This is a genomic window from Pontibacter liquoris, from assembly GCF_022758235.1.
In the GTDB taxonomy this organism is placed as follows: domain Bacteria; phylum Bacteroidota; class Bacteroidia; order Cytophagales; family Hymenobacteraceae; genus Pontibacter; species Pontibacter liquoris.
In genome coordinates this window covers 1,459,126-1,481,093 of the sequence record NZ_JALEBG010000001.1, presented here as the reverse complement: position 1 = coordinate 1,481,093, position 21,968 = coordinate 1,459,126, and the positions used below count along the sequence as shown (strand labels likewise).

Below are 21,968 nucleotides of genomic sequence, written 5' to 3'. Positions count from 1 at the left end.
GGGGCTGGCAGGTGTTGTAGCATTCAGGGCATACGATCACCCATACTTGCTCCTCCCCTTTTATACTGCTGTAAAAAATTTTTTCAGCTGCCAGGCAACCTGATCCTTCCAGGTGACATCTCCTCTCCTAACAGCACGTCGCTTTCGCTGGCAACAGCCCGCCGGCACCGGTTCAAAGATGTTTTAGGGGAGTTCGTCGAAAAGATGAAAGAAAATTTAAATAGTACCTTGCTATACATAGTACCTTATAATATATTTGCACGCATCATTTATACTTCTAACACCATACAAAATACCTCTATGAAAAAAATGTACTTCCTCTTTGCACTTCTGCTGGTCTGCTGCAGTACACTGGTTCAGGCCCAATCCGACGTTATGCTGCGCGGAAAGGCCATAGCGGAAAGTGGCGAGCCGGTGGGCTTTGCCAATGTGGCCGTGCTGGATGCAGCTACCGGCAACGTAGTAACCGGCGCCATTGCCGACCTGGAAGGCCGGTTTCAGATCAAAACGCCGGCAGTAGGCAAGTATAAACTAAAGCTTAACGGCCTGGGCTACCTCGAAACGCTGACACCCGTTTTTGAAGTAACAGGCGTTGCCTTCAGCAAAGACTTTGGCCCGCTGCAGCTGAAAGCCGATGTGAAAACGCTCAGAGAAGTGCAGATACAGACGCTTCGCCCTACGGTTACCACTGCCCCTGATAAGATGGTGGTCAGCGTGGAAAATACGGCCATGGCCGAAGGCAGCACAGCCTACGACGTGCTCACCAAATCGCCGGGCGTGTGGGTAGATAAGGATGGCAACATCCAGCTCAACGGCAAAGGGGGCGTACAGGTGATGCTGAACGGCCGCCGCTCCTACCTCTCGGGTAAGGAACTGCAGAATCTGCTGCAAAGCATGTCGGCCGAGAACCTGAAAGACCTCGAGATCATCACTAACCCATCTGCCCGTTTTGATGCAGAAGGCGCTTCGGGCATCATCAACATCAACCTGAAGAAAGCACAGACCTCCGGCCTGAACGGCAGCGTTTACGGCGGCTACCAGTATAACAGGCTGAGCACGTTTACCTCCGGGGCTGAGATCAGCCATAAAGCCGGTAACTGGAATTCCTTCGGAAGTATAAACCTGAACCGCCGCATGAATTACCGCAACATGAAAATGGACCGCGTATTTATGAACGAAAGCGGCACCACGCTCTTTAACCAGGATGGCTACGAGGAAGGCGACCTGCTGGAGCCATCGCTGCGCCTGGGCACGGATTACGACCTGAACAAGCGCCACAGCGTGGGCATGATGGCCAACGTAACAGCCAACCGTGAACGCATGTCCTTTAACACCGAATCCTTTCTGCGGAACGAAAACAACCTGTTCATCGACGCCCGGAACCAAAGCGACAGCAAGTATGGCAACGGCACGTTTAACGTCCATTACCTGGGCAAACTCGATACGACCGGCACCACGCTGTCTGCGGACCTGGACTTCGTGCACATCAGCAACACCGACGAGGCTTCGTTCAGGAACCGCTACATTTACCTGAACACCAGCAGGCCGGACTCTGTGGAACAGCTGCGAAACAAAAACCCGACCAACTACGACATCTACTCGGGCAAATTGGATTTTACCAGACAGCTGGGCAGCAAAACAAAACTGGAACTGGGCGCCAAAGCAAGTCATGTACGCTCAGACAACGAGCTGCGCTTTTTTGAAGTGCAGGACGCTGTAAGTGTGCCGGACGCCCGGCGCAGCAACCACTTTGTTTACACCGAGAATATCGTGGCAGCTTATGCCAGCCTCTCGGCCACGCTCAGCGCTAAATGGAGCCTGCAGGCGGGCCTGCGTGCCGAACAGACGGAATCGAGCGGCAAATCACTGACCAAAAACGAAAAGACCGACCGCAGCTACCTCGACCTGTTTCCGACCCTGTTTGTGCAACAGAAAGTGAACGACGATTACCAGCTCAGCTACAAGTATAGCCGCCGCATTAACCGGCCCTATTATGGGCACCTGAATCCGTTTCTGTTCTTCCTCGATCCCTATACCTCTGCCCAGGGTAACCCGCTGCTGAAACCACAATACATCAACTCGGTGGAGATGACACATACCCTGAAACAGAAGTATAACCTGGTGCTGGGCTATGCTTATACCAAAAACTATATTGCCGAGGTACCGGCGCAAAACGCTGAAACCAATACCACCGTGTATCAAAAGCAAAATGTGAAAAACCTGCAAACCGCCACGGCCACGCTGGTAGCTCCCATCCACGTCTCTGATAAATGGGAGATCAGCAACAACGTAACCGGCTTGTACCAGCAGTATACCACCCTGACCCAGGGAAGCGTCGTGGTGCTGGATCAGTTCTCGGTTATTGCCGCTACCGGCCACACGGTGCTGCTGCCGCATGGCATGCGCCTGGAAGTGAACGCTAATTACCAGGGACCGTTGGTGTACGGCATTTACCAGGTGCAGGACCAGTGGTGGGTGGATGCCGGCCTGAAGCGCAGTTTCCTGAATGATAAGCTAAGTTTGTCGCTCAACGTGAACGATATCTTTAAAACCCAGGTGCTGAAAGTGCAGACAGAACTGAATGGCAACGTGAATGCCATTGACCAGTACCAGGGCCAGCAAAGCGTGCGCCTTAACCTGCGCTACCGCTTCAGCAGGGGCGCTGCCTTCGAAGCCCGCAAGCGTAACACCAACCTGGAAGAGCTAAACCGCACCGGCGGAAAATAACCAGCTAAGCAGCTTCAAAAAGAGGCAGGCCTGCTTCGCACATGAGCGAAGCAGGCCTGCCTCTTTTAATGTATGTTTATACTTAGTAAGGCTCCCGGGGCTTAAACCACAGGAACAATGCTGCCCCTAAGAGATATCAATATTTATACTTACCTGGCCTGGAGTTCGTCTGCGGGGGCTTCGGCCACCAGCGGGATCTTCTCCCATACATCGGCATTTTTGATTCCCAGTTTCTCGGGATCAAAAACAGGGTCCAGCCCGGCTTTGCGTTGCGCCTGGTAATCTTTAAGCGCTTTCAGAGCAGGTTTCTGCAAAATGAACACGGCAATAACGTTTAGCCAGGCCATAATGCCCACGCCAATATCAGCCAATCCCCACACGATTTCTGCTGCCCGGATGGCGCCATAAAAAGTAGCTGCCAGGGTCAGGATACGCTGCAGGGCCAGGAGCCATTTATTTGTCCGGGTGGTTAAATAGCTCAGGTTCGTTTCGCCGATGTAGTAATAGGCCATGATGGTGGTAAAGGCAAAAAAGAAAAGCGAAATGGCCACAAATCCAGCCCCAAAAGCAGGAAAATGCACATCCACGGCTGCCTGCGTATAGGTAGGCCCGATGGCTGCCCCCGGCAGATTTTCTACCAGGAAACCGCCCGCCGGATTTTCGATGTTGTATTGCCCGGTGAACAGGATCATAAAAGCCGTGGCCGTGCAAACGAAAAGGGTATCTACGTATACCGAAAAAGCCTGCACCAGGCCCTGTTTTACCGGGTGGCTTGTTTCGGCCGCCGCCGCCGCGTGCGGGGCCGACCCCATACCGGCTTCGTTCGAATAGATCCCCCGTTTCACGCCCCAGGAAACAGCCAGGCCAAAGATGCCGGCAAAGGCAGGCTCCAGGTGAAAGGCCGACCGGACAATCAGGCCCAGTATAGCTGGAATTTCGGTAAAATTCAGGACCATGATAATCATCGCCATCAGAATGTATGCCCCAGCCATGAATGGCACAATGATCTCGGCTGCTTTGCCAATGCGTTTAACCCCGCCAAAAATAATAAAGGCTAGCAGCACCGTAATGACGATGCCGGAGATTACAGGCGGCACGGCAAAGGCATTCTCCATACTGGTGGCAATGCTGTTGCTTTGCACTCCCGGGAAAAACAAAGCGGAACTGAACGCCGTGACTCCGGCAAAGATGGCTGCATACGTTTTCATCCCCAGCCCCTTCCCGATATAATAGGCCGGCCCGCCGCGGTACTGCCCGTCCTGCACTTCTTTGTAGATCTGGCCCAGGGTCGCTTCAATAAACGCTGTGGCACTTCCCAGCAGCGCCATTACCCACATCCAGAACACGGCACCCGGCCCACCAATGGCAATGGCCGTAGCCACCCCGGCAATGTTGCCGGTCCCAACCCGGCCGGCAATGGCAATAGTAAAGGCCTGGAAGGAGCTCACGCCTCTTTCGGAAGAATGGCCTTTAAAAAGCAAGCGAAGCATTTCCCGCACATAGCGCACCTGCAGAAAGCGGGTAACAACTGAAAAGTAAATGCCTGCACCCAGGCAAAGCAGGATAAGTGCATTGCTCCAGATGATATTGTTTAATCCTGCTAGTATGTCTTCCATTTGCTGTTGAACCGGGAGGAATCCCTCATCACTAAAATCGGCAGCTGTGCTCCTGGTTTCTGGCTGCAAAGGTAAGGCAAACTTTACCAATTCCCTTTTTACCCGTCCGGCACTTTTTACAAGTCCTGCTTTTTTGCAGATCGGAACGGGCAAGGGAACTTATATTTATACTTGATTTATAGCCAATTACCTCTTACCGGGCAATCCCATACTTTAGAGCGGGATACTTCCGCAGCAAGCCCGTTTAAGCCGTTACCCGATTTTAACGGAAGTCATGGTAAGCGAGCCGCCAACTACTTTGTCGTTGAGAAAGGCGATCTCATCCTTGCTGCCTTTCAGGCCCAGGGTATAAAGCAAAGGCCAGTAGTGCTCCGGTGTCGGGATGGAAAGCAAAGCATCTTTACCCAGCGACTCATACTTGATGAGCTTATCGTGGTGCCCGTTGCGGATCAGGTCTTTAAAGGTGGTGTTCATCTGATGGGCCCAGTCGTAGCCATATTCCGGCTCGTTTATTTTCTCCCAGGCTACCATGCGCAGGTTGTGCACCATGTTGCCACTTCCGATGATAAGCACGCCTTTTTTGCGCAAATTGTAAAGCTCTTTAGCCAGATCGTAATGGTACTGCGGCCCTTTGGTATAATCGATGCTCAGCTGCAGTACCGGCACGTTGGCTTCCGGGTACATGTGCCGGATCACCGTCCAGGCACCGTGGTCCAGGCCCCAGTCGTGGTCCAGTTCTACGGCCGTAGATTTAAGCAGGGCGGCCGTTTCTTTGGCCAGGTCGGGGCTGCCAGGTGCAGGATACTGCACTGCAAACAGCTCTTTCGGAAAGCCGCCAAAATCATGGATCGTTTTCGGGAAATCCATTGCCGTGATCCGGGTGCCTTTGCTTAGCCAGTGGGCCGACACCACCAAAACGGCTTTGGGCGTCGGGATCTCTTTGGCCAGTGTGCTCCATTTCTGGCTGAAGGCATTGTCTTCGATGCCGTTCATCGGTGAGCCGTGTCCCATAAACAGAACCGGCATCAAGTGCCCGTCTTCTGTCAGGTCGGTGGTAAATTTATTGAATGCTGATAAGGTGGTCATACCTGCTGCTCCTATTGCTAACGTCTTGATAAAATTCTTTCGGTTCATAATTCAGGCATCTATGGTTTTAAGCCTGTGCCGACCTGCTGATTGCAGCAAAGCCGGAAAATTCTTATGATACAAAGGTACGCCGGTAAGGGGCTTTGCTCCATTGATATAGATCAAGAAATGTCCAGCCCTGCTTTAGCGTAATGATGTCGAAACCAAGGCTATTCCACGGATAATGTCAGATCCGTTTATACTTTCTGCATATCTGGTTGGCTGCTGCATAGCATATGCAAGTATAAGTATACAGCCATAGTAATCAGCGGCTTCCTTTTCGAACGGGCGCCTGAAAGGAACGCAATTTTCATTTAGATTTCCTACTTTACCGCATGTGGTTTTCAAAGTCGATCGATGAGGTCCTGCACGAGTATAAGGTGGACCCGGCCCTAGGGCTTTCGGAAGCGGAAGCAGCCGAAAGGTTGACCACCTATGGCCCGAACAAACTGGCAGGCAAAAAGCGCAAGAGCATCTTCCGCCTCTTCGTGGAACAGCTCCGCGACTGGCTGATCTACGTGCTTTTTGTGGCCGTGGTGATCACCCTGTTCATGGGAGAGTATGTGGATGCCCTCATCATTCTGATCGTTATCTTTCTGAATGCGCTGCTGGGCGTGGTGCAGGAAGTGAAGGCCGGCAATGCCATTGATGCACTCCAGAAAATTGCGACTCCCAAGGCGCTCGTGCGCCGTGAGGGCATGGTAAAAGAAGTGAATTCGGAAGAGCTGGTGCCCGGCGACCTGCTGATTTTGGATGCCGGACGCTTTGTAGCCGCAGACCTTCGCCTGATCGAATCGGCCAACTTGCAGATCGAGGAATCGGCGCTCACCGGCGAGTCTGTTCCTTCCGTGAAAGATGCTGCGGCGGTGCATGCCAATCCGCTGACCCCGCTTGGCGACCGCGAAAATTCGGCCTTTCTGTCTACGTTGGTGACTTATGGCCGGGGCGTGGGCGTAGTGGTGGGCACCGGCATGCAGACGGAAGTAGGAAAAATTGCTAACATCATCGACTCCGAAAAAACAACTAAAACGCCCCTGGAGATCCGGCTGAATGAGTTAGGAAAAATACTGGGGCTTGTGGCCATCGGCATTTGTGTGCTGATCTTTTTTGTGGCCTACCTGCAGGGCCGCAACATGGCCGACATGTTCCTGCTGGCTGTTTCCCTGGCGGTCGCCTCCATCCCCGAAGGGCTTGCGGCCATTGTAGCCATTGTGCTCTCGATCGGTGTTACCAAAATGTCGCGCCGCAATGCCATTATCCGGCAATTACCGGCCGTGGAAACCCTTGGCTCTGTTACGATCATCTGCTCTGATAAAACCGGCACCCTGACGCAAAACAAGATGGCCGTTGTCCGCTACTTTACCCTGGATGGGGAAGCCGCCGTGGCGCAGCACCGGCACCAGAACACCACTGAAGCTGCCCGGCTACTGGCCCAAGCCATGATCCTGTGCTCTGATGCCACTTACGAAAACGAGAAAGCCACCGGGGACCCGACCGAAATTGCCTTGCTGCTTTTGGGCGATGCGTTGGGCCTGGACCGCAAAGCGCTGCATGCGGAGAACAAACGGGTCGGAGAATTCTCCTTCGATTCGGACCGCAAGCTCATGTCCACGCTGGTGGTCGGGCAAGGCACGTATACGGTCTATACCAAAGGGGCCATTGATAACCTGGTGATGCGCGCCACCCATGTACTGGAAAATGGGCAGGTAGTGCCGCTCACCGACGCCCACCGGCAGCAATTCTCTGACGCCACCGAACGCATGTCGCGCCAGGCGCTCCGCACGCTGGGAGCCGCCTACCGGCCCGTAGACAGCATTATTGCCACTTCCGAAATGGAAAAGGACCTCATCCTTTTAGGCCTGGTCGGCATGATCGATCCGCCCAGAACGGAAGTGAAGCCTTCGGTAGAAAAAGCAAAACAAGCCGGCATCACCACCATCATGATCACTGGCGACCACAAGAACACGGCCTTTGCCATTGCCCACGAGCTAAGTATAGCCCAAGGTATGGAACAGGCAATTACGGGCCAGGAGCTGGACGAGCTCACGGAGGATGAATTTAACACCCGTATTTCGGGCTACCGGGTGTTTGCCCGGGTTTCGCCGGAACATAAAGTACAGATCGTGCGGGGGCTGAAAGCGAACGGCAACGTGGTATCGATGACGGGCGACGGAGTGAACGACGCGCCTTCGCTGCATGCGGCCGACATCGGTGTAGCCATGGGCATTACAGGCACAGACGTAGCCAAAGGGGCAGCCGACATGATTTTGACCGATGACAACTTTGCCACCATCGTTTCGGCAATTGAGCAGGGCCGCAATATTTACAACAACATCAAAAAAGCGGTGCTTTTCCTGCTTACCTGTAACCTGGGCGAGGTAATTGCCATGTTTGTGACGCTGCTCGCCGGCTGGGAAGCACCGCTGATCGCCACGCAGTTATTGTGGATCAACCTGCTCACCGACACCTTGCCGGCCGTAGCGCTGGGTATGGACCCCGGCGACCCCGATGTGATGAAGGAGAAGCCCCGGAATCAGAAAGAAAGCTTTTTTGCCGGCGGGGCAGGCTGGCGCGCCATCAGCGGCGGCATCCTGATCGGGGCGCTGACAATCGTGGCTTTCTGGTACGGCTATTTTGAGTATGGCTTCAGCCCCTTCGACAAAGCGGTGCCCACTAACATCGTAGAAAACGCCCGCACCATGGCCTTCATGACGCTTGTAGCCTGCCAGTTATACTTCTCGCTGGCCATGCGGCACCCGACAAAATCCATCTTCCAGCTGGGGCTTTTCTCTAATTTATACTTGCTTGGGGCCCTTGCCCTGGGGCTGTTGCTGCAACTGTTACTGGTGGTGGTGCCATTTATGCAGCACGCTTTTAAGTTGCGGATGCTGGACCTGGAAGGTTGGGCGATGGTGATTTTCTTAGGGATTGTGCCCCTGCTGTTAAACGAAGTGATCAAAATCGTGCTGCGTGCCCGCAGCAAAACGGCAGAAGCATTATAATTTCAGTGACACTGGTGATGGGCCTCCCTTTTGCGCCTTGCCACGAAGGTGATGAAGATGATAGGTTTCCCTCAGGATTTCTCCGCTTTGTTAATGCGTTCCAGGAGCACCTTGTCAACTTTGAATCCGTCCATGTCCACAATTTCCACTTCAAACCCGTTGTGCTCAAACTTATCGCCGGTGGCAGGAAACCTGCCCAGCGCAAGGGCTATGAAGCCAGCCAGCGTGGAGAAATTGTCCGGATCACGCCGGATGAACTCCTCTTTCAGTTCCCGGTTCAGCTGCCCCACTTCCATAGCGCCGCTTACCAGATACGAGTCATTGCCGCGCCGGATAAACGCTGGCTCCCCTTCTTCATTAAGGGCGGGCAGCTCGCCCACAATGGCTTCCAGAATATCGTGCAGGGTAATAATCCCTTCGATAGTGCCATACTCATCAATGACAATGCCGATATATTGTTTTTCCTTTTTAAAGATGTTCAGCACGGCGCTTGCCAGCATGGTCTCCGGAATGTAGGTAGGTTTTTGCAGTATACCTGTAAGCGGCGCCCCTTTGCTATCGAGCAGGTATTCATAAAAATCCTTGGCCGTAAGTATTCCAACAAGATTATCCAAAGGACCATCCGAAGCAGGAAATTTGGAATGTTCGCTGCGCTGTATTGCTGCTTTGATGGCTTCGATAGGTTGGTTGATGTCGATAAATTCCACTTCTTTGCGGTGGGTGCGCAGGTTCTTTGCCTTTTGCTCTGCGTAGGTGAAGATGTTCTGGTGCAGTTGGATTTCCTCTTTCGCCAAAACACCTTGCTTGCCCGCCGTCTTGATAATCTGCCGCAGCTCCTCTTCCGATAGTTTCTCCTCCGTTGCTTCACGCACACCCAGCACTTTGATAACCAGATTGGTAGAGCCAGCCAGTAACTTGACCAAAGGCATGGTCAGGAGGGTAAATCCTTTGATGACGGGCGCCACGGCCAGGGCGATGTTGTCTGCATTACCCAAGGCAATGGTTTTGGGAATCAGTTCCCCGATCACAATAGAGAAATACGTGATCAAACCGATGACCAAAATAATGGAAAGCGTGTCGGCATAAGGTGCCAGAAAGGGGGTATTTGCCAACAGGCCGCTCACATCATCCGACAGGGCTGCCCCGCCATAAGCTCCTGAAATGATTCCGATAAGGGTGATACCGACCTGTATGGCGGAAAGGAAATCCTCCGGTGATTCGAGCAGGTATAGGACGGTCTGTGCCTTCCGGCTTCCCTGTTTGGCCCGCTGCGCCATCCGGTTCTTGTTAACAGATATGATGGAGAGTTCGGAAAGGGCAAAGAACCCGTTCAACATCGTCAGAAGCAGCAAAATGAATATTTCCATCGTCTAAACACTGGGTTAGCAGGCATTGGCACATCCTTTCTTGTTATACTTGGGGCGGGCAGTTGTGGCGTGTAGTTTGTTCCCATGAATTGTTGGGCCGCACGTGCACTGCTACCAGAAAGCTTATGCAGGCTTACGTATACTTGCCTTTAACTCTAAAGACTGCGAGTTAAATAGCGAAATTAACCGGGCTGCAGTTTCAGCTAACGCTGCTGCTTTCCTGCCGGGCAACTTCCAGGCCTTTGATGCGCCACGGGCTTCCCACGATCCAGACAATATCCCCTTCTTCAAAAACAAAGTGCGAATCAGGGTTAAGGAGCCTTTCCCCGTTCCGTTCTATGCCCACGATCAGGCCCTTGGTCTTCTCCCGCACACCGGACTCCCGGATGGAGTTGTGCAGCAGCACGGAGTCATTTTTCACCAGGAGCTTTTGTAGACTTACCTCTTCTTTGCCACCTTCCCCATCGGTTTCAGGTAGCATGGTCGCCTCTATAAAATCCCGGAAGGTCTGGATCTGTTCGTCAGCGCCAAACACGTAGAGCTTGTCGCCCGGAAAGATCCGCTCATGGCTGGTAGGTGGCATAATGGTCCGCTCTCCCCGTTCTATCAGGGCGATATTGACGCCATACTTCTCCCGAACCTGCAGTTCAAGTAAGCTTTTGCCAACCACGGCTGCTTCCGGCAACACGTCTAAGCTGGTCAGGTGCACGTTCCAGGGCACCAGGCTATGGTGCATCCGGGCTGCCTCGCTGATCTCGCGGGCATTCAGGTTGTTCATAAACCGGTTCTCGATACGGGTATAAAATTGCTGTATTCTTTTAGTGAAGATGAACAGCAGCGCGAGGATAGCCAGCGAAACCAGGATCGTGACCTGCACGCTAAAGAACTGGATCAGCAGCAAGCCGATCAGCAGGATGGCCACCCCGATGCGGGCAAATTTCATGACAATGATCAGGCTGCGGTAATTGTGGTTTGCCCACAGGCGGGCAGGGGCCTCTCCCTTGGCATGGCGTACGGCCAGCGCCCACAGGAACGGGGCCAGAACAACCATCGTCAGGACCGTGGTGATAATGTCGCCGGCGGTACCCTCTACCACATTGGCAGCAATAACGGGGTGCAGGTATTTGGCGGCCAGCACGATAATGGCCGCACTGATAGCGGTGAACATGGCCAGGTCCATGGCATATGACTTTAGTACCTGCTGCCAATCGCTGGTGACGCTTACCGTTTGCGTGCCCGAGCTATACTCATCCAGTCCGGCTTTCCACCGGGCAGGCAGCAGTCCTTCTACCTTTCTGTAGAAGGGCTCTGAGTACCGGATCATGTAGGGGGTGGTAAATGTGGTAATGGCAGAAACCGCCACCGCCACCGGGTAAAGGAAATCGCTTGTCACTTTCAGGGTAAGCCCCAGCGTGGCAATGATGAAGGAAAACTCCCCGATCTGAGAAACGCTCATACCCGACTGAATGGAAGTTTTAAGCCCCTGCCCCGAGATCAGGCCGCCGCCGGAAATGCTGACGAACTTCCCCACCAGCGTTACCAGCGTGATCACGGCAATGGGGCCGGCATAGGTCAGGATCATAGCCGGGTTGATGAGCATGCCCACTGACACAAAAAAGATGGCACCAAACAGATCTTTTACGGAGGAGATCAGGTGCTCGATCTTCTCGGCCTTGGTTGTTTCTGCCAGAATGGAACCCATAATAAAGGCGCCCAGTGCCGGCGAAAAGCCTACCCGTGCCGCCAGCATTACCATCAGCAGGCACAGGGCCAGCGACACGATCAGCAGGGTTTCATCGTTCATCAGCTTGCCCGCTTTCCGCAGAAAAGTAGGGATCAGGAAAATACCTGCCAGAAACCAGACCATCAGGAAGAAAGCCAGTTTTAAGACTTCGGTCAGCATTTCGGAGCCTGCAAACTGCTGGCTCACAGCCAGCGTGGAGAGCAACACCAGCAGCAGGATGGCGACCAAGTCCTCCACGATTAAAACGCCAAACACGAGCCCTGCAAACCGCTGCGACTTGACACCCAATTCCTCAAATGCCCGGATAATGATGGTGGTAGACGAAATGGACAGTATACCGCCCAGGAACACACTATCCATGGTGGACCAACCCAGTAGCTTGCCTGTCAAATAGCCCAGCAGCAACATCACCACCACTTCGGTAAAGGCCATCACCGAGGAGGCACCTCCTACTTTTACCAGCTTCTTAAAGCTGAACTCCAGCCCCAGGCTGAAGAGCAGGAAAATTACGCCAATTTCGGCCCAGATGGTAATGCTTTCGATCTCGAAGATCGTGGGGAAGAGCGCCACATTCGGGCCGACCAACAGCCCGGCAATGATATAGCCCAGTACCAGCGGCTGCTTCAGCTTTTTAAAGAGCAGGGTGGTGACACCGGCTGCCCCCAGTATCAATCCCAGATCAGTTATTAAATGCGGTAAATGAGTCATGTAGTATTAAAATTTGGCCTTGTTCAAACAAGTATAACGCACGTACCCGACGTGTTGAACAAGCTATTTTTGCGCTTTAAACGGAATGGCCCGGAACTGCTCAGCTCACCAAGAAGCACCTGGCATAGCCTAAATATCGGAAAGAATATTAACTTTTGATTGATGCAAACACTGGTAGCCAGCCTTTACTGGGTTGCTACACCCTACTTTATGGATAGGTAACTGTACCTTTCAGCAGCTTCTAAGCATCTGAATATGAACCCGGAGGCAGCCTGCTGCACGGACTTGTTTTTTGCAAACAGGGCGGGATATATTTATCCGAAAAAATTCGCACCTGTTCCCTACCCTTTTACATGTGAAGAAAAATCAAGCCTCCAGCAGCCTCTCGAACCGACTGTTCCCCATGAAACCAGCTTCAGGGCTTTTTTAGTCCGGCTATCAGGTGGATGACTAGCCGGCCTTGCCTTCCCGGCCGAAACTAAAAACAAAAGCCAGGTATAAACCCTTTGCCCGCAACGAAGCAAAAGGCTTATACCTGGCATGTACCTGGTTTATACCAGGCTTATTACTTTGTCTCGGTCAGCTCCAGAATGACGCTGGTGCGTTGGGCATTTACCAGGGGATTCACACCGATGTTCATCAGGTAATTTCCGGAGTAAACCGCATCTGCAGGCAAAGCAGACCGGGTGCCCGGATACAGGTTAAGCTCTTTTACCTTATACTTTTTATTTGGGTCCAGGCCGCTCAGCTTTACAGGCGAGGGGCTGCCGGCATTGTAGCGGTTGCTGACCAGGTAATTGAACATAATAGCTTTGCTTTGCGCGGCATCGACATACATGAGCGCGGCAAAATCATTTTGGCGGGGGTTTACCAACCGGTAAAGATCGCCGTGCCATACTACATCGCTGAAAGAGTCATACGTTTTCACGGCATCCTGGGCAAATTGCAGGTCTTCCTTGCCCAGCTTGCTCACCACGATATCAAAGCCCAGTTTGCCCATCATGGCCACATCGGTTCGGAATTTGAGTGGCTGTTTGCCCCAGTCCGTTACGTGATTGTCGTGGGCAATGGCCGGAAAAAAGTAGGAGTACTCCCACTGGATAAAGATACGCTCCAGCGGATCGGTGTTGTCGCTGAGCCAGAATTCGGTAAAATACTGCAGGGCGCCGTAATCTACGCGGCCACCTCCGCCCGAGCAGAGCATCATGGGCAGTTTGGGGTATTTAGCCCGAAACCGCTCCAACACGTTATAAAAGCCTTTTACATAATCCACGTACAGGTGCGACTGCTTGGAAAGATAAGCGGAATGGGCATTGTAGATCACCGCGTTGCAATCCCATTTAAAGAAAGCTACTCGCGGGTTTTCGGTCATGATCTTGTCGAGCACGCCAAATACAAAATCCTGCACCTGTGGGTTGCTCAAGTCCAGCACCAGCTGGTTACGGTAGAGGTGCTCCGGGCGGGTGGGCTGCCGGATCACCCATTCGGGGTGTTGTTCATAGAGCGCGCTTTTGGGGTTCACCATTTCCGGTTCTACCCAGATGCCAAACTTCACGTCATTTTTCTGCGCCTGCTTTACCAGGTAGCCAATGCCGTGCGGCAACTTCTTCACATTTTCCTGCCAATCGCCCAGGCCGGCTTTGTCGCTGTTGCGGGGGTATTTGTTTGCAAACCAGCCATCGTCGAGCAGAAACATATCCACGCCCAGCTTTTTGGTATCCTTGATCAGGGCGGTGAGTTTGGTTTCGTTAAAGTCGAAATAGGTTGCCTCCCAGTTGTTGAGCAGCGTCAGGCGCTTACCGGTGCCATTGAGCAGTTTATACTTGCGGGCCCAGCGGTGCATGTTCCGGCTGGCTTCGCCCTTGCCCTTATCCGAAAAAGTATACACAAAAGGGGGCGTGCTGAATTCTTTGGCCGGCGCCAGGGCATACTCCGACGCGTAGGGGTTTATACCGGCTATGATGCGCAGGTTATGGAGCGGATCCAGTTCCAGGTCGAACTTAAAGTTGCCGGTCCACTCCAGCGAGCCATATAATACGTTGCCTTCTTCTTCGGTAGCCGGCTTGCCCAGCGACACCATAAAGGTAGGCGGCTGGTAAAGGTTAGCCCGCGTGCCAAGTTTGGAGTCCAGCACTTTAATGCCGGCGGTCAGTTGTTCTTCGTCGGGCTGCATTTCGCGGGCCCAGTCGCCGTGGTAGTGGTTGAGCCAGTATTCCGGTGCCGACAGGTATAAATTGGCAGAGGCATACTTGTGCAGCGTAACAGCCCCTTTCTCGTTGTTGCGGATAGCCGACCATTGCTCCACCACATTTTCCTGGTGGTATACTTTATAGTATAGCGTCACATTTAAATCGTATGCGGGGTCTTTGAGCAGGATGCTGGTAAGGGTTACGTTGTCGTTTTCCTTCTTTTCCTGGTGGCTTACATATTCCAGGGCAAGCGAGGTGTTGCCATCGGCATGGGTCACCTGAATGGCGGGCTCCACCAGGTTACGGGAACCGGCGGTTGTGTAGGCCGCATTCAGCACGCCCGAGTAATCATCGCCCTTGCGGTACATGCCTGGGATCTGCTCGTATTCGGAAGCGTTTTTCAGTTTCGGACCAAAGTAGATAATGCCCACGCGTTTGTCTTCCCCAACCTGCAGCACCAGAACATTTTTTTCAGTAGTGATCGGGATGGTTACTTTCTTTTGCGCAAAGGCTGGGGCGGCCAGCAAAAGAAACAAGGCCAGCCAAAAACTGTTGGCTTTTGGGGTGAGTGCAAAACAGGGTATCATGCGTTTCATAGATTATTGTTTTAAGCGCAGGCGCTGATTCAGGTCAAAACAGCGGGTCACTTCCCGGATCCGGGGTTTTCCGGGCAAGAAGCTGCCTTAATAAGGCAGGTAAAATAAGAAATATAATAGGAAATAAATATATCAGCAGGGCTGCGCTGTAAAAATGATAGTATAAAAGTGCCGTGGCTGCCGCAATATTCGTTTGAAAATACCCGCTCCAGCAGGCTGAAAGGGGAAAAGGATAGCAATTTACAAGGCGCAACACCTGATGTGTAGCCGGGAAAAGGTTTTCCTTGCCTCGCCTCTTTTATTTTAGTTTTATTTTACCGTGTTTGCAATGATGTAAAGCGTGCTGTCCTGCGCGTTTGCTGCTTTTTGGTCCCCATTACCATACCAATAGAAACAATTGCCTCATCAGAAGAACCTATGGATTTAATAGAACCGAAGATCCCCGAAGCCCCTGCTGCAACCGGCCACCCGAAGCAGCTTTACATGCTGTTTTTTGCCGAGATGTGGGAGCGTTTCTCTTTTTATGGCATGAAAGCCCTCCTGCTGGCCTATATGGTGACCCAGCTGAAGTTTGACGAGCCGAAAGGCTATGCCATACTTGGCTCCTATGCCGCGCTGGTGTATACCATGCCCATGTTTGGCGGCGTTATTGCCGACCGCTTCCTGGGCTACCGCCGGGCTGTGCTTTTTGGGGGCATTCTGATGACCATCGGGCACATGGTGCTAGCTATTCCGGCGGGCTGGAGCTTTTTTTATGGCATGGCCTTTATCATTTGTGGCAATGGCTTTTTCAAGCCCAATGTTTCGAGCCTGGTGGGCACCTTATACGCCGATAACGATCCGCGAAAAGACAGTGCCTTTTCTATCTTTTACATGGGCATCAACATTGGGGCGGCATTAGGCGGCTTGCTTTGCGGGTATGTGGGGCAGAAAATCAACTGGCATTACGGCTTCGGGCTGGCGGGCATCTTTATGCTGCTGGGCCTGGTAGTTTTTTACATCGGCAAAGATTCACTGCAGGAAAAAGGGTTGCCACCCAACCCTGCTGCCCTCAGAAAGCCGCTGTTTTCTGGCATCCCAACCGAGATCGTGATCTATGGCGGCACCTTGCTGGTGATCCCTATGGTGGTGGCCTTGTTTCACAGGTATGAAGTGATGGATTACATCATGTTCGGGCTTGGGGCACTTTCGTTTGCCTACATCCTCTATATTGCCTTTCAGTTGGAGCGCGTGGCGCGGTATAAGCTCTTTGCCGCCCTGGTGCTCATTGTTTTCTCCACGCTGTTCTGGGCCTTTTACGAACAGAACGCCGGCTCGCTCAACCTGTTTGCCATGCGCAATGTGGACATGCAGGTAGCTGGCATACACCTGCCCGCCTTGTCGGTAAACAACTTTCTGCCGCCTGCCTGGGTTATTGTGCTCAGTTTCTTTTTTGCCTGGCTGTGGCCCGCCCTCAGCCGCAAAGGCTGGGAGCCTTCTACGCCCCTGAAATTCGGGCTCTCCTTTATTTTCCTGGGGTTAGGTTTCTGCGTTTTTTATGCCGCCTGCCTCCAGGCTGATAATGGCCTGATCGCCCTGTCTGCCTTTATACTTGGTTACTTCTTTATCATTTGCGGCGAGCTATGCCTCTCTCCCATCGGTTTGTCGATGATCACCAAGCTCTCGCCTGCCAACATTGTGGCTATGATGATGGGCATCTGGTTTTTTGCCAGCGCTATTGGCGAGTTCCTGGCCGGTAAGATCGGCGCCCTGATGAGCGTACCGCAAAACGTAGTGGCAAACCCGGTGCTCTCCCTACCTTATTATGCCGACATCATCAGTAAGATCGGGCTGTATTCGATCGGCATTGGCGTGGTGCTTATTTTGCTGGTGCCGCTTATCCGCAGATGGATGGCCGATGTGCGGTAAGGCTGCATTTAACCCGGGCTAAGGACAGCCCGGGAATATTTTGCTTCCAAAGCCATACTTTGCGCTTATCTTTGTAGCCATTCATACTGCTGCCTTTTACATGGATTTTATTACGCTTGATTTTGAAACGGCGACGCCCCAGCGCGACAGCCCCTGCGAACTTGGGGTGACCATTGTGCGCGACCGCCAGATTGTGGAAACAAAATCCTGGCTCATCAAACCTTTATACTACCCGCACTTCAATCCCTTTAATGTGGCTGTGCATGGCATCAGACCCGCCGATGTAGCGCAGCAGCCCACGTTTGAGGAATTATGGCCGGCGATAAAACCCTACCTGGATGGCCACCTGCTCATTGCCCACAATGCCAGCTTCGACTTCAGCGTGCTGCGCAAAACCCTGGCCACCTACCAGTTGCCACTGCCCAAAGCCCGCTTTGCCTGCAGCCTTAAATTCTCCCGCAAAATCTGGAAAGGCCTGTCTGCTTATGACCTGAAATCGCTCTGCAACATGCACCGGATACAGTTCCACCACCACCGTGCCGCATCCGATTCCCATGCCTGTGCCGCCCTCACGCTCAAAGCGCTCGCCCACACCGGCACTACCTGTGAGACCGAATTCGCAGCTAAAATGCTGAGCACTATTACACACCTATAAGCATAGCGCGGCGCATTATACCTGCTAAAAACTGGAAGAAATGGAAACTACTCCAAAAGTTAAAGCAGTATGAAAAGCTGCTGACTATGGCGCTATACTTCCGGCTTTCGGCCATGCGGTAGCAGAAATCTTTCCAGGTAAAATCTCCCCTGCGGCCATTGTAACGTATTATCTTTTACTGAAGCAAAACGTTAGCGCAAGCCCTGGCAGATGATCCAAGATATACAGATTCTACTTACCTATTTCCTTGTCGTTGTAACGTTGCTGCCCCTTTGGCGCTACGAGGCCTGGTGGGTACGGGGGCTCGATTTTCCACGATTGCAGTTTATGGTTGTGGCCCTTTTTATTATGCTGGCCGATGCCGTAACCCTGGACTTCTCGCAGTATAATACCTGGTTTGTCGAAAGCCTGGCCTTAGGTTGCTTCTGTTTCCATTCGGGTTGGATCCTTCCTTATACCAAGCTTTTCCGGAAGGAGGTAAAAACAGCACGGCGCCACAAAAAGCGGGATCAAATCCGCATTATGACGGCGAATGTGCTCATGCCCAACCGGAATTACGAAGGACTGCTGCAACTAGTATCCCAACACCAGCCCGATGTGCTGGTCACCCTCGAAACGAATAGCTGGTGGCAGGAAAAACTGCAAGTGCTGGAATCAGATTACCGCTATACGATCAAGTGCCCCCTGGAAAACCTGTATGGCATGCATGTTTATTCCAGACTGCCCCTGGAAGATACAGCAGTGCAGTTTCTGGTAGAGCACGATGTGCCCTCTATGCATGCGCTGGTGGTGCTGCGCTCCGGCGTGCGGGTGCGGATGCACTTTTTGCATCCGGCGCCGCCAAGCCCAACCGAGAATTTAGCTTCCTCGGAGCGCGACGCAGAGCTCCTGGTGGTTGCAAAAAGCGTGTCCGACGAAGTGGTGCCCATCATCATTACCGGCGATCTGAACGACGTGGCGTGGTCTTCCACCACGCGGCTTTTCCGGAAAATAAGCGGCCTACTGGATCCCCGCATTGGCCGGGGCATGTTCAATACCTTTCATGCCCGTTACTGGTTTGCCCGCTGGCCCCTGGACCATCTTTTCCATAGCGAACATTTTACCCTGGCCTCCATCCAGCGGCTGCCTTATTTCGGTTCCGATCATTTTCCGATGCTGGTAGAGCTCGTGTACGATGTGCCCCATGGCGCGGACCAGGAAGGACTGGAAGCCGATGAGGAAGACCTGGAATGGGCCGAGCAGAAGATGGACGAACATGACGTGGAGGAAGCGGACGTGCATGAGCCGGGCAAATAACGGGTATACTTCCCCTTGCGAAGCATACCCCATCGGGCAAGTATAAAATCGTATCTTCTGGCTTGAAAAGTAGCCATCTACCATCCCGAACTTCTCCTTTCCATTTGGCTGATAAGGTACAAATCTCCCGCAACGGCATGTAATAAATTGCCCTGGCAGATTATCTTTGCTACCTTAAGCGCCAATAACAATACCTGAACCCAAGAAACATCGGTATATGCAAAAACCCAGCTTACTTATTCTGGCTGCCGGAATGGCCACCCGCTATGGCGGCTTAAAGCAACTGGAGCCCTTTGGCCCGAACGGAGAGACCATTATCGACTACTCGGTTTATGACGCGTTAAGAGCTGGGTTCGGCAAGGTTATTCTCGTGATCAGGGAAGCGATGGAAGCGGAATTTAAAAAAGGACTGCTTCACCGGCTCCCCGCCAATCTGCCTGTTACCTATGTTTTTCAGGAGCTGGACGTACTGCCGCCGGGCTATTCTGTACCCCCAAACCGGCTGAAGCCCTGGGGAACGGGCCATGCCGTGTGGGTAGCGGCCCCGAAAGTGCAGGAGCCTTTTGCCGTGCTAAATGGCGATGATTTTTACGGCTATGAATCTTTCCAGCTAGCCGCTGATTTCCTGCTGAAAAATAAAAATGAGCATGAATATGCTCTGGCCGGTTACCAACTGGCGAATACCCTGTCGGAGAACGGCCCGGTTTCCAGGGGCATCTGCGCCCTGGACGAGGCTGGTTACCTGACGGCTTTATCCGAGTATACCCATATTGCCCGGACACCTACTGGTATTATGGTGCAGGACCCCGGCAGCACGCCAATTCGCCTGCAGGGCGATGAGATTGTATCGATGAACCTGATGGCCTTTAAACCCACGCTGTTCCCTTATTTAACCCAGCATCTCGAAACATTTCTGCAAGAGAACAGCGACAACCCCAAAGCAGAGCTTTACCTGCCGAAAGTGGTGAATGCGCTGATACAGGCAGGCGATGCGCGCGTAAAAGTGCTGCCCACACCTGAAAAATGGTTCGGGGTTACCTATCCGGAAGACAAAACCGAAGTTATCCGGAACCTGGCAAACCTGATCCAGGCGGGGGTATACCCAGCCAACTTATGGGGAACAGCATCCGTCGCGGACCTGTGAGCGATGTAGGGCCGCATACTGCTCCGCTGCAGGTATAAACTCCTGTGATGGCGGCAGGAAGTGCGGCCGGTCCAGCTTCTTATTTTTTCAGACAAGTATAAACCAAGCATCAACAAAGTATAAACTAAGTATAAATTCATGAATAGCAGACGCAGGTTCCTTAAATTATCCGCCCTGGGCACCACCGCCTTAAGTGGTCTTTATCCGATCGGCCAGGCATTTGCCAGCAGCTTCAAAGGCAAATCCAACCAGCCCATCGTGATCTCTACCTGGGACCATGGCATGCCCGCCAACGATGCCGCCTGGCAGGTGCTGGCAGCACAGGGCCACGCCTTGGATGCAGTGGAGGCCGGTGTCCGGATTCCGGAGGCAGACCCCAAGGTACGCACCGTAGGCTACGGCGGCTATCCTGACCGCGAGGGACACGTTACGCTGGATGCCTGCATAATGGACAAAGAAGGGAACTGCGGCTCGGTCGCTTTTCTGGAACACATCAAGCACCCTATTTCGGTGGCCCGCAAGGTAATGGAAGAGACGCCTCACGTGATGCTCGTAGGCGAAGGCGCGCTGCAGTTTGCCCTTGCTCAGGGGTTTGAGAAAGAGAACCTGCTTACCCCGGAATCTGAAAAAGACTGGCAGAACTGGCTGAAGGAATCAAAGTATAAGCCGGTCATCAACATCGAAAACCATGACACCATCGGGATGCTGGCGCTGGATGCCCATGGCAACCTGGCCGGCGCCTGCACCACCAGCGGCGCTGCTTACAAAATGCACGGCCGCGTGGGCGACTCACCCATCATCGGGGCCGGTTTGTTTGTCGACAACGAAGTGGGTGGCGCAACGGCCACCGGGCTTGGTGAAGCTGTGGTGCGCATGGTGGGCAGCCACCTGGTTGTAGAGCTCATGCGACAGGGCCACGCCCCCGAGAAAGCCTGCCGGCTGGCAGTTGAACGCATCGTTTCGAAGCAAAAGAATGTCAAGGACCTGCAGGTCGGCTTTATTGCCCTGAACAAACAAGGCGAGTATGGCGGTTACTGTATCCAGAAAGGCTTTAACTATGCGGTGCGCGACAAGCGGGTGAACAAACTTATCGACGCCAAAAGCAGCATGTAACGTATGCCGGAGCAAGTATTAATCGAAATCTGTGTTGATGCTGCCCAGGCGGCAGTAGCTGCCCAGCAGGGAGGTGCTAGGCGCGTGGAGCTTTGTGCCGGCCTGGTGGAGGGCGGCACGACACCCTCTGCCGGCCTGATTGCGCTTACCCGCCAAAGTATAACGATCGGGCTACACGTGCTCATCCGCCCCCGAAGAGGAGACTTTCTGTATACGGATCTTGAGTTTGAGATCATGAAACAGGACATCCGGGTAGCCAGGCAACTGGGAGCAGACGGCGTGGTGACCGGCATTTTGCAGGCAGACGGCCACATCGACATGCCGCGCATGCAGGAACTGGTGGCGCTTGCCGCGCCGATGAGCGTAACCTTTCACCGGGCCTTCGACCTGGCTGCTGATCCTTACAAAGCCCTGGATGACCTGCTGGCTCTGAAAATACCCCGTTTACTAACCTCAGGACAAAAAGCAACGGCCTTTGAAGGAACTCCTCTGATTGCGGAGCTCGTCCGCAGAGCCGGCGACCAGCTGGTGATCATGCCAGGCGGAGGCGTAAACGAGCAGAATATCCGGGAGATCGTTAGCAACACAGGGGTAACAGAAATTCATACATCTGCCCGAAGCAGGTCCGAAAGCGCCATGATTTTCCGCAGAGCGGATGTTTCCATGTCCGGCACACAGGAGCTGAGCGAATATGAACTGCTGGCTGCCGATGCAGCCAGAGTAAGCTGCCTCCGCCAGGCTGCCGTCAGCGTGTAGCAAATAACCTGTTTGTTCCCAC

The 21,968-nt window shown here is 53.1% G+C and carries 13 protein-coding genes; 8 read left to right on the top strand and 5 right to left on the bottom strand.

Going from position 1 to position 21,968, the window contains the following annotated elements; all coding sequences use genetic code 11:
- Nucleotides 1–300: 300 nt before the first annotated feature.
- Nucleotides 301–2,727 carry an outer membrane beta-barrel family protein gene (locus tag LWL52_RS06085; protein ID WP_242917917.1) on the top strand — a complete coding sequence of 809 codons (2,427 nt, stop codon included), beginning with the start codon at nucleotides 301–303 and terminating at the stop codon, nucleotides 2,725–2,727.
- Between the two features lie 149 nt (nucleotides 2,728–2,876).
- Here the strand turns inward: LWL52_RS06085 and LWL52_RS06080 are convergent, their stop codons facing one another.
- Together LWL52_RS06080 and ygiD are read right to left on the bottom strand one after the other, a co-directional pair.
- A complete protein-coding gene (locus LWL52_RS06080) occupies nucleotides 2,877–4,343 on the bottom strand; it encodes an alanine/glycine:cation symporter family protein (RefSeq protein ID WP_242917915.1) in 1,467 nt (488 codons plus the stop codon).
- 252 nt (nucleotides 4,344–4,595) lie between these two features.
- Entirely contained in the window at nucleotides 4,596–5,429 is an 834-nt protein-coding gene (gene ygiD, locus LWL52_RS06075; RefSeq protein ID WP_242920663.1) for a 4,5-DOPA-extradiol-dioxygenase, read from the bottom strand.
- A 374-nt stretch (nucleotides 5,430–5,803) separates the two neighbouring features.
- Here ygiD and LWL52_RS06070 point away from each other — a divergent pair, with 374 nt between their 5' ends.
- Nucleotides 5,804–8,470, top strand: a complete 2,667-nt coding sequence (locus LWL52_RS06070; RefSeq protein ID WP_242917913.1) for a cation-translocating P-type ATPase — start codon at nucleotides 5,804–5,806, stop codon at nucleotides 8,468–8,470.
- A 71-nt stretch (nucleotides 8,471–8,541) separates the two neighbouring features.
- Here LWL52_RS06070 and LWL52_RS06065 read toward each other — a convergent pair whose 3' ends face one another.
- The 3 genes from LWL52_RS06065 to LWL52_RS06055 all read right to left on the bottom strand — a co-directional run bounded on the left by LWL52_RS06065 (nucleotide 8,542) and on the right by LWL52_RS06055 (nucleotide 15,074).
- On the bottom strand, nucleotides 8,542–9,837 hold the full coding sequence (locus LWL52_RS06065; RefSeq protein WP_242917911.1) for a hemolysin family protein: 1,296 nt from the start codon (nucleotides 9,835–9,837) through the stop codon (nucleotides 8,542–8,544).
- A 199-nt stretch (nucleotides 9,838–10,036) separates the two neighbouring features.
- Nucleotides 10,037–12,289 (bottom strand): monovalent cation:proton antiporter family protein, encoded by a 2,253-nt coding sequence (locus LWL52_RS06060; protein ID WP_242917909.1) that lies wholly within the window; start codon nucleotides 12,287–12,289, stop codon nucleotides 10,037–10,039.
- Nucleotides 12,290–12,854: 565 nt separating this feature from the next.
- The gene (locus LWL52_RS06055) at nucleotides 12,855–15,074 is read right to left on the bottom strand and encodes an alpha-galactosidase (protein WP_242917907.1); all 2,220 of its coding nucleotides are present in this window, start codon (nucleotides 15,072–15,074) and stop codon (nucleotides 12,855–12,857) included.
- A 417-nt stretch (nucleotides 15,075–15,491) separates the two neighbouring features.
- On the opposite strand from LWL52_RS06055, the gene LWL52_RS06050 reads away from it, so the two are divergent.
- The 6 genes from LWL52_RS06050 (at nucleotide 15,492) to LWL52_RS06025 (ending at nucleotide 21,946) form a co-directional block, all read left to right on the top strand.
- A complete protein-coding gene (locus LWL52_RS06050; RefSeq protein WP_242917905.1) occupies nucleotides 15,492–16,982 on the top strand; it encodes a peptide MFS transporter in 1,491 nt (496 codons plus the stop codon).
- Nucleotides 16,983–17,082: 100 nt separating this feature from the next.
- The gene (locus LWL52_RS06045) at nucleotides 17,083–17,637 is read left to right on the top strand and encodes a 3'-5' exonuclease (protein WP_242917903.1); all 555 of its coding nucleotides are present in this window, start codon (nucleotides 17,083–17,085) and stop codon (nucleotides 17,635–17,637) included.
- Nucleotides 17,638–17,847: 210 nt separating this feature from the next.
- Entirely contained in the window at nucleotides 17,848–18,933 is a 1,086-nt protein-coding gene (locus tag LWL52_RS06040) for an endonuclease/exonuclease/phosphatase family protein (RefSeq protein WP_242917901.1), read from the top strand.
- Nucleotides 18,934–19,150: 217 nt separating this feature from the next.
- Nucleotides 19,151–20,077 (top strand): nucleotidyltransferase family protein, encoded by a 927-nt coding sequence (locus LWL52_RS06035; RefSeq protein WP_242917899.1) that lies wholly within the window; start codon nucleotides 19,151–19,153, stop codon nucleotides 20,075–20,077.
- A 138-nt stretch (nucleotides 20,078–20,215) separates the two neighbouring features.
- The gene (locus tag LWL52_RS06030; RefSeq protein WP_242917897.1) at nucleotides 20,216–21,190 is read left to right on the top strand and encodes an isoaspartyl peptidase/L-asparaginase family protein; all 975 of its coding nucleotides are present in this window, start codon (nucleotides 20,216–20,218) and stop codon (nucleotides 21,188–21,190) included.
- Between the two features lie 3 nt (nucleotides 21,191–21,193).
- Nucleotides 21,194–21,946 (top strand): copper homeostasis protein CutC, encoded by a 753-nt coding sequence (locus LWL52_RS06025; RefSeq protein WP_242917895.1) that lies wholly within the window; start codon nucleotides 21,194–21,196, stop codon nucleotides 21,944–21,946.
- Nucleotides 21,947–21,968: the final 22 nt, after the last annotated feature.

Excerpts from the sequence above, each read along its gene's own strand:
- LWL52_RS06055 (WP_242917907.1), bottom strand. The coding sequence starts at position 15,074 with ATGAAACGCATGATACCCTGTTTTGCACTCACCCCAAAAGCCAACAGT.
- LWL52_RS06025 (WP_242917895.1), top strand. The coding sequence starts at position 21,194 with ATGCCGGAGCAAGTATTAATCGAAATCTGTGTTGATGCTGCCCAGGCG.
- ygiD (WP_242920663.1), bottom strand. The coding sequence starts at position 5,429 with ATGACCACCTTATCAGCATTCAATAAATTTACCACCGACCTGACAGAA.
- LWL52_RS06035 (WP_242917899.1), top strand. The coding sequence starts at position 19,151 with ATGCAAAAACCCAGCTTACTTATTCTGGCTGCCGGAATGGCCACCCGC.
- LWL52_RS06050 (WP_242917905.1), top strand. The coding sequence starts at position 15,492 with ATGGATTTAATAGAACCGAAGATCCCCGAAGCCCCTGCTGCAACCGGC.
- LWL52_RS06060 (WP_242917909.1), bottom strand. The coding sequence starts at position 12,289 with ATGACTCATTTACCGCATTTAATAACTGATCTGGGATTGATACTGGGG.
- LWL52_RS06040 (WP_242917901.1), top strand. The coding sequence starts at position 17,848 with ATGATCCAAGATATACAGATTCTACTTACCTATTTCCTTGTCGTTGTA.
- LWL52_RS06065 (WP_242917911.1), bottom strand. The coding sequence starts at position 9,837 with ATGGAAATATTCATTTTGCTGCTTCTGACGATGTTGAACGGGTTCTTT.
- LWL52_RS06070 (WP_242917913.1), top strand. The coding sequence starts at position 5,804 with ATGTGGTTTTCAAAGTCGATCGATGAGGTCCTGCACGAGTATAAGGTG.
- LWL52_RS06045 (WP_242917903.1), top strand. The coding sequence starts at position 17,083 with ATGGATTTTATTACGCTTGATTTTGAAACGGCGACGCCCCAGCGCGAC.
- LWL52_RS06030 (WP_242917897.1), top strand. The coding sequence starts at position 20,216 with ATGAATAGCAGACGCAGGTTCCTTAAATTATCCGCCCTGGGCACCACC.
- LWL52_RS06080 (WP_242917915.1), bottom strand. The coding sequence starts at position 4,343 with ATGGAAGACATACTAGCAGGATTAAACAATATCATCTGGAGCAATGCA.
- LWL52_RS06085 (WP_242917917.1), top strand. The coding sequence starts at position 301 with ATGAAAAAAATGTACTTCCTCTTTGCACTTCTGCTGGTCTGCTGCAGT.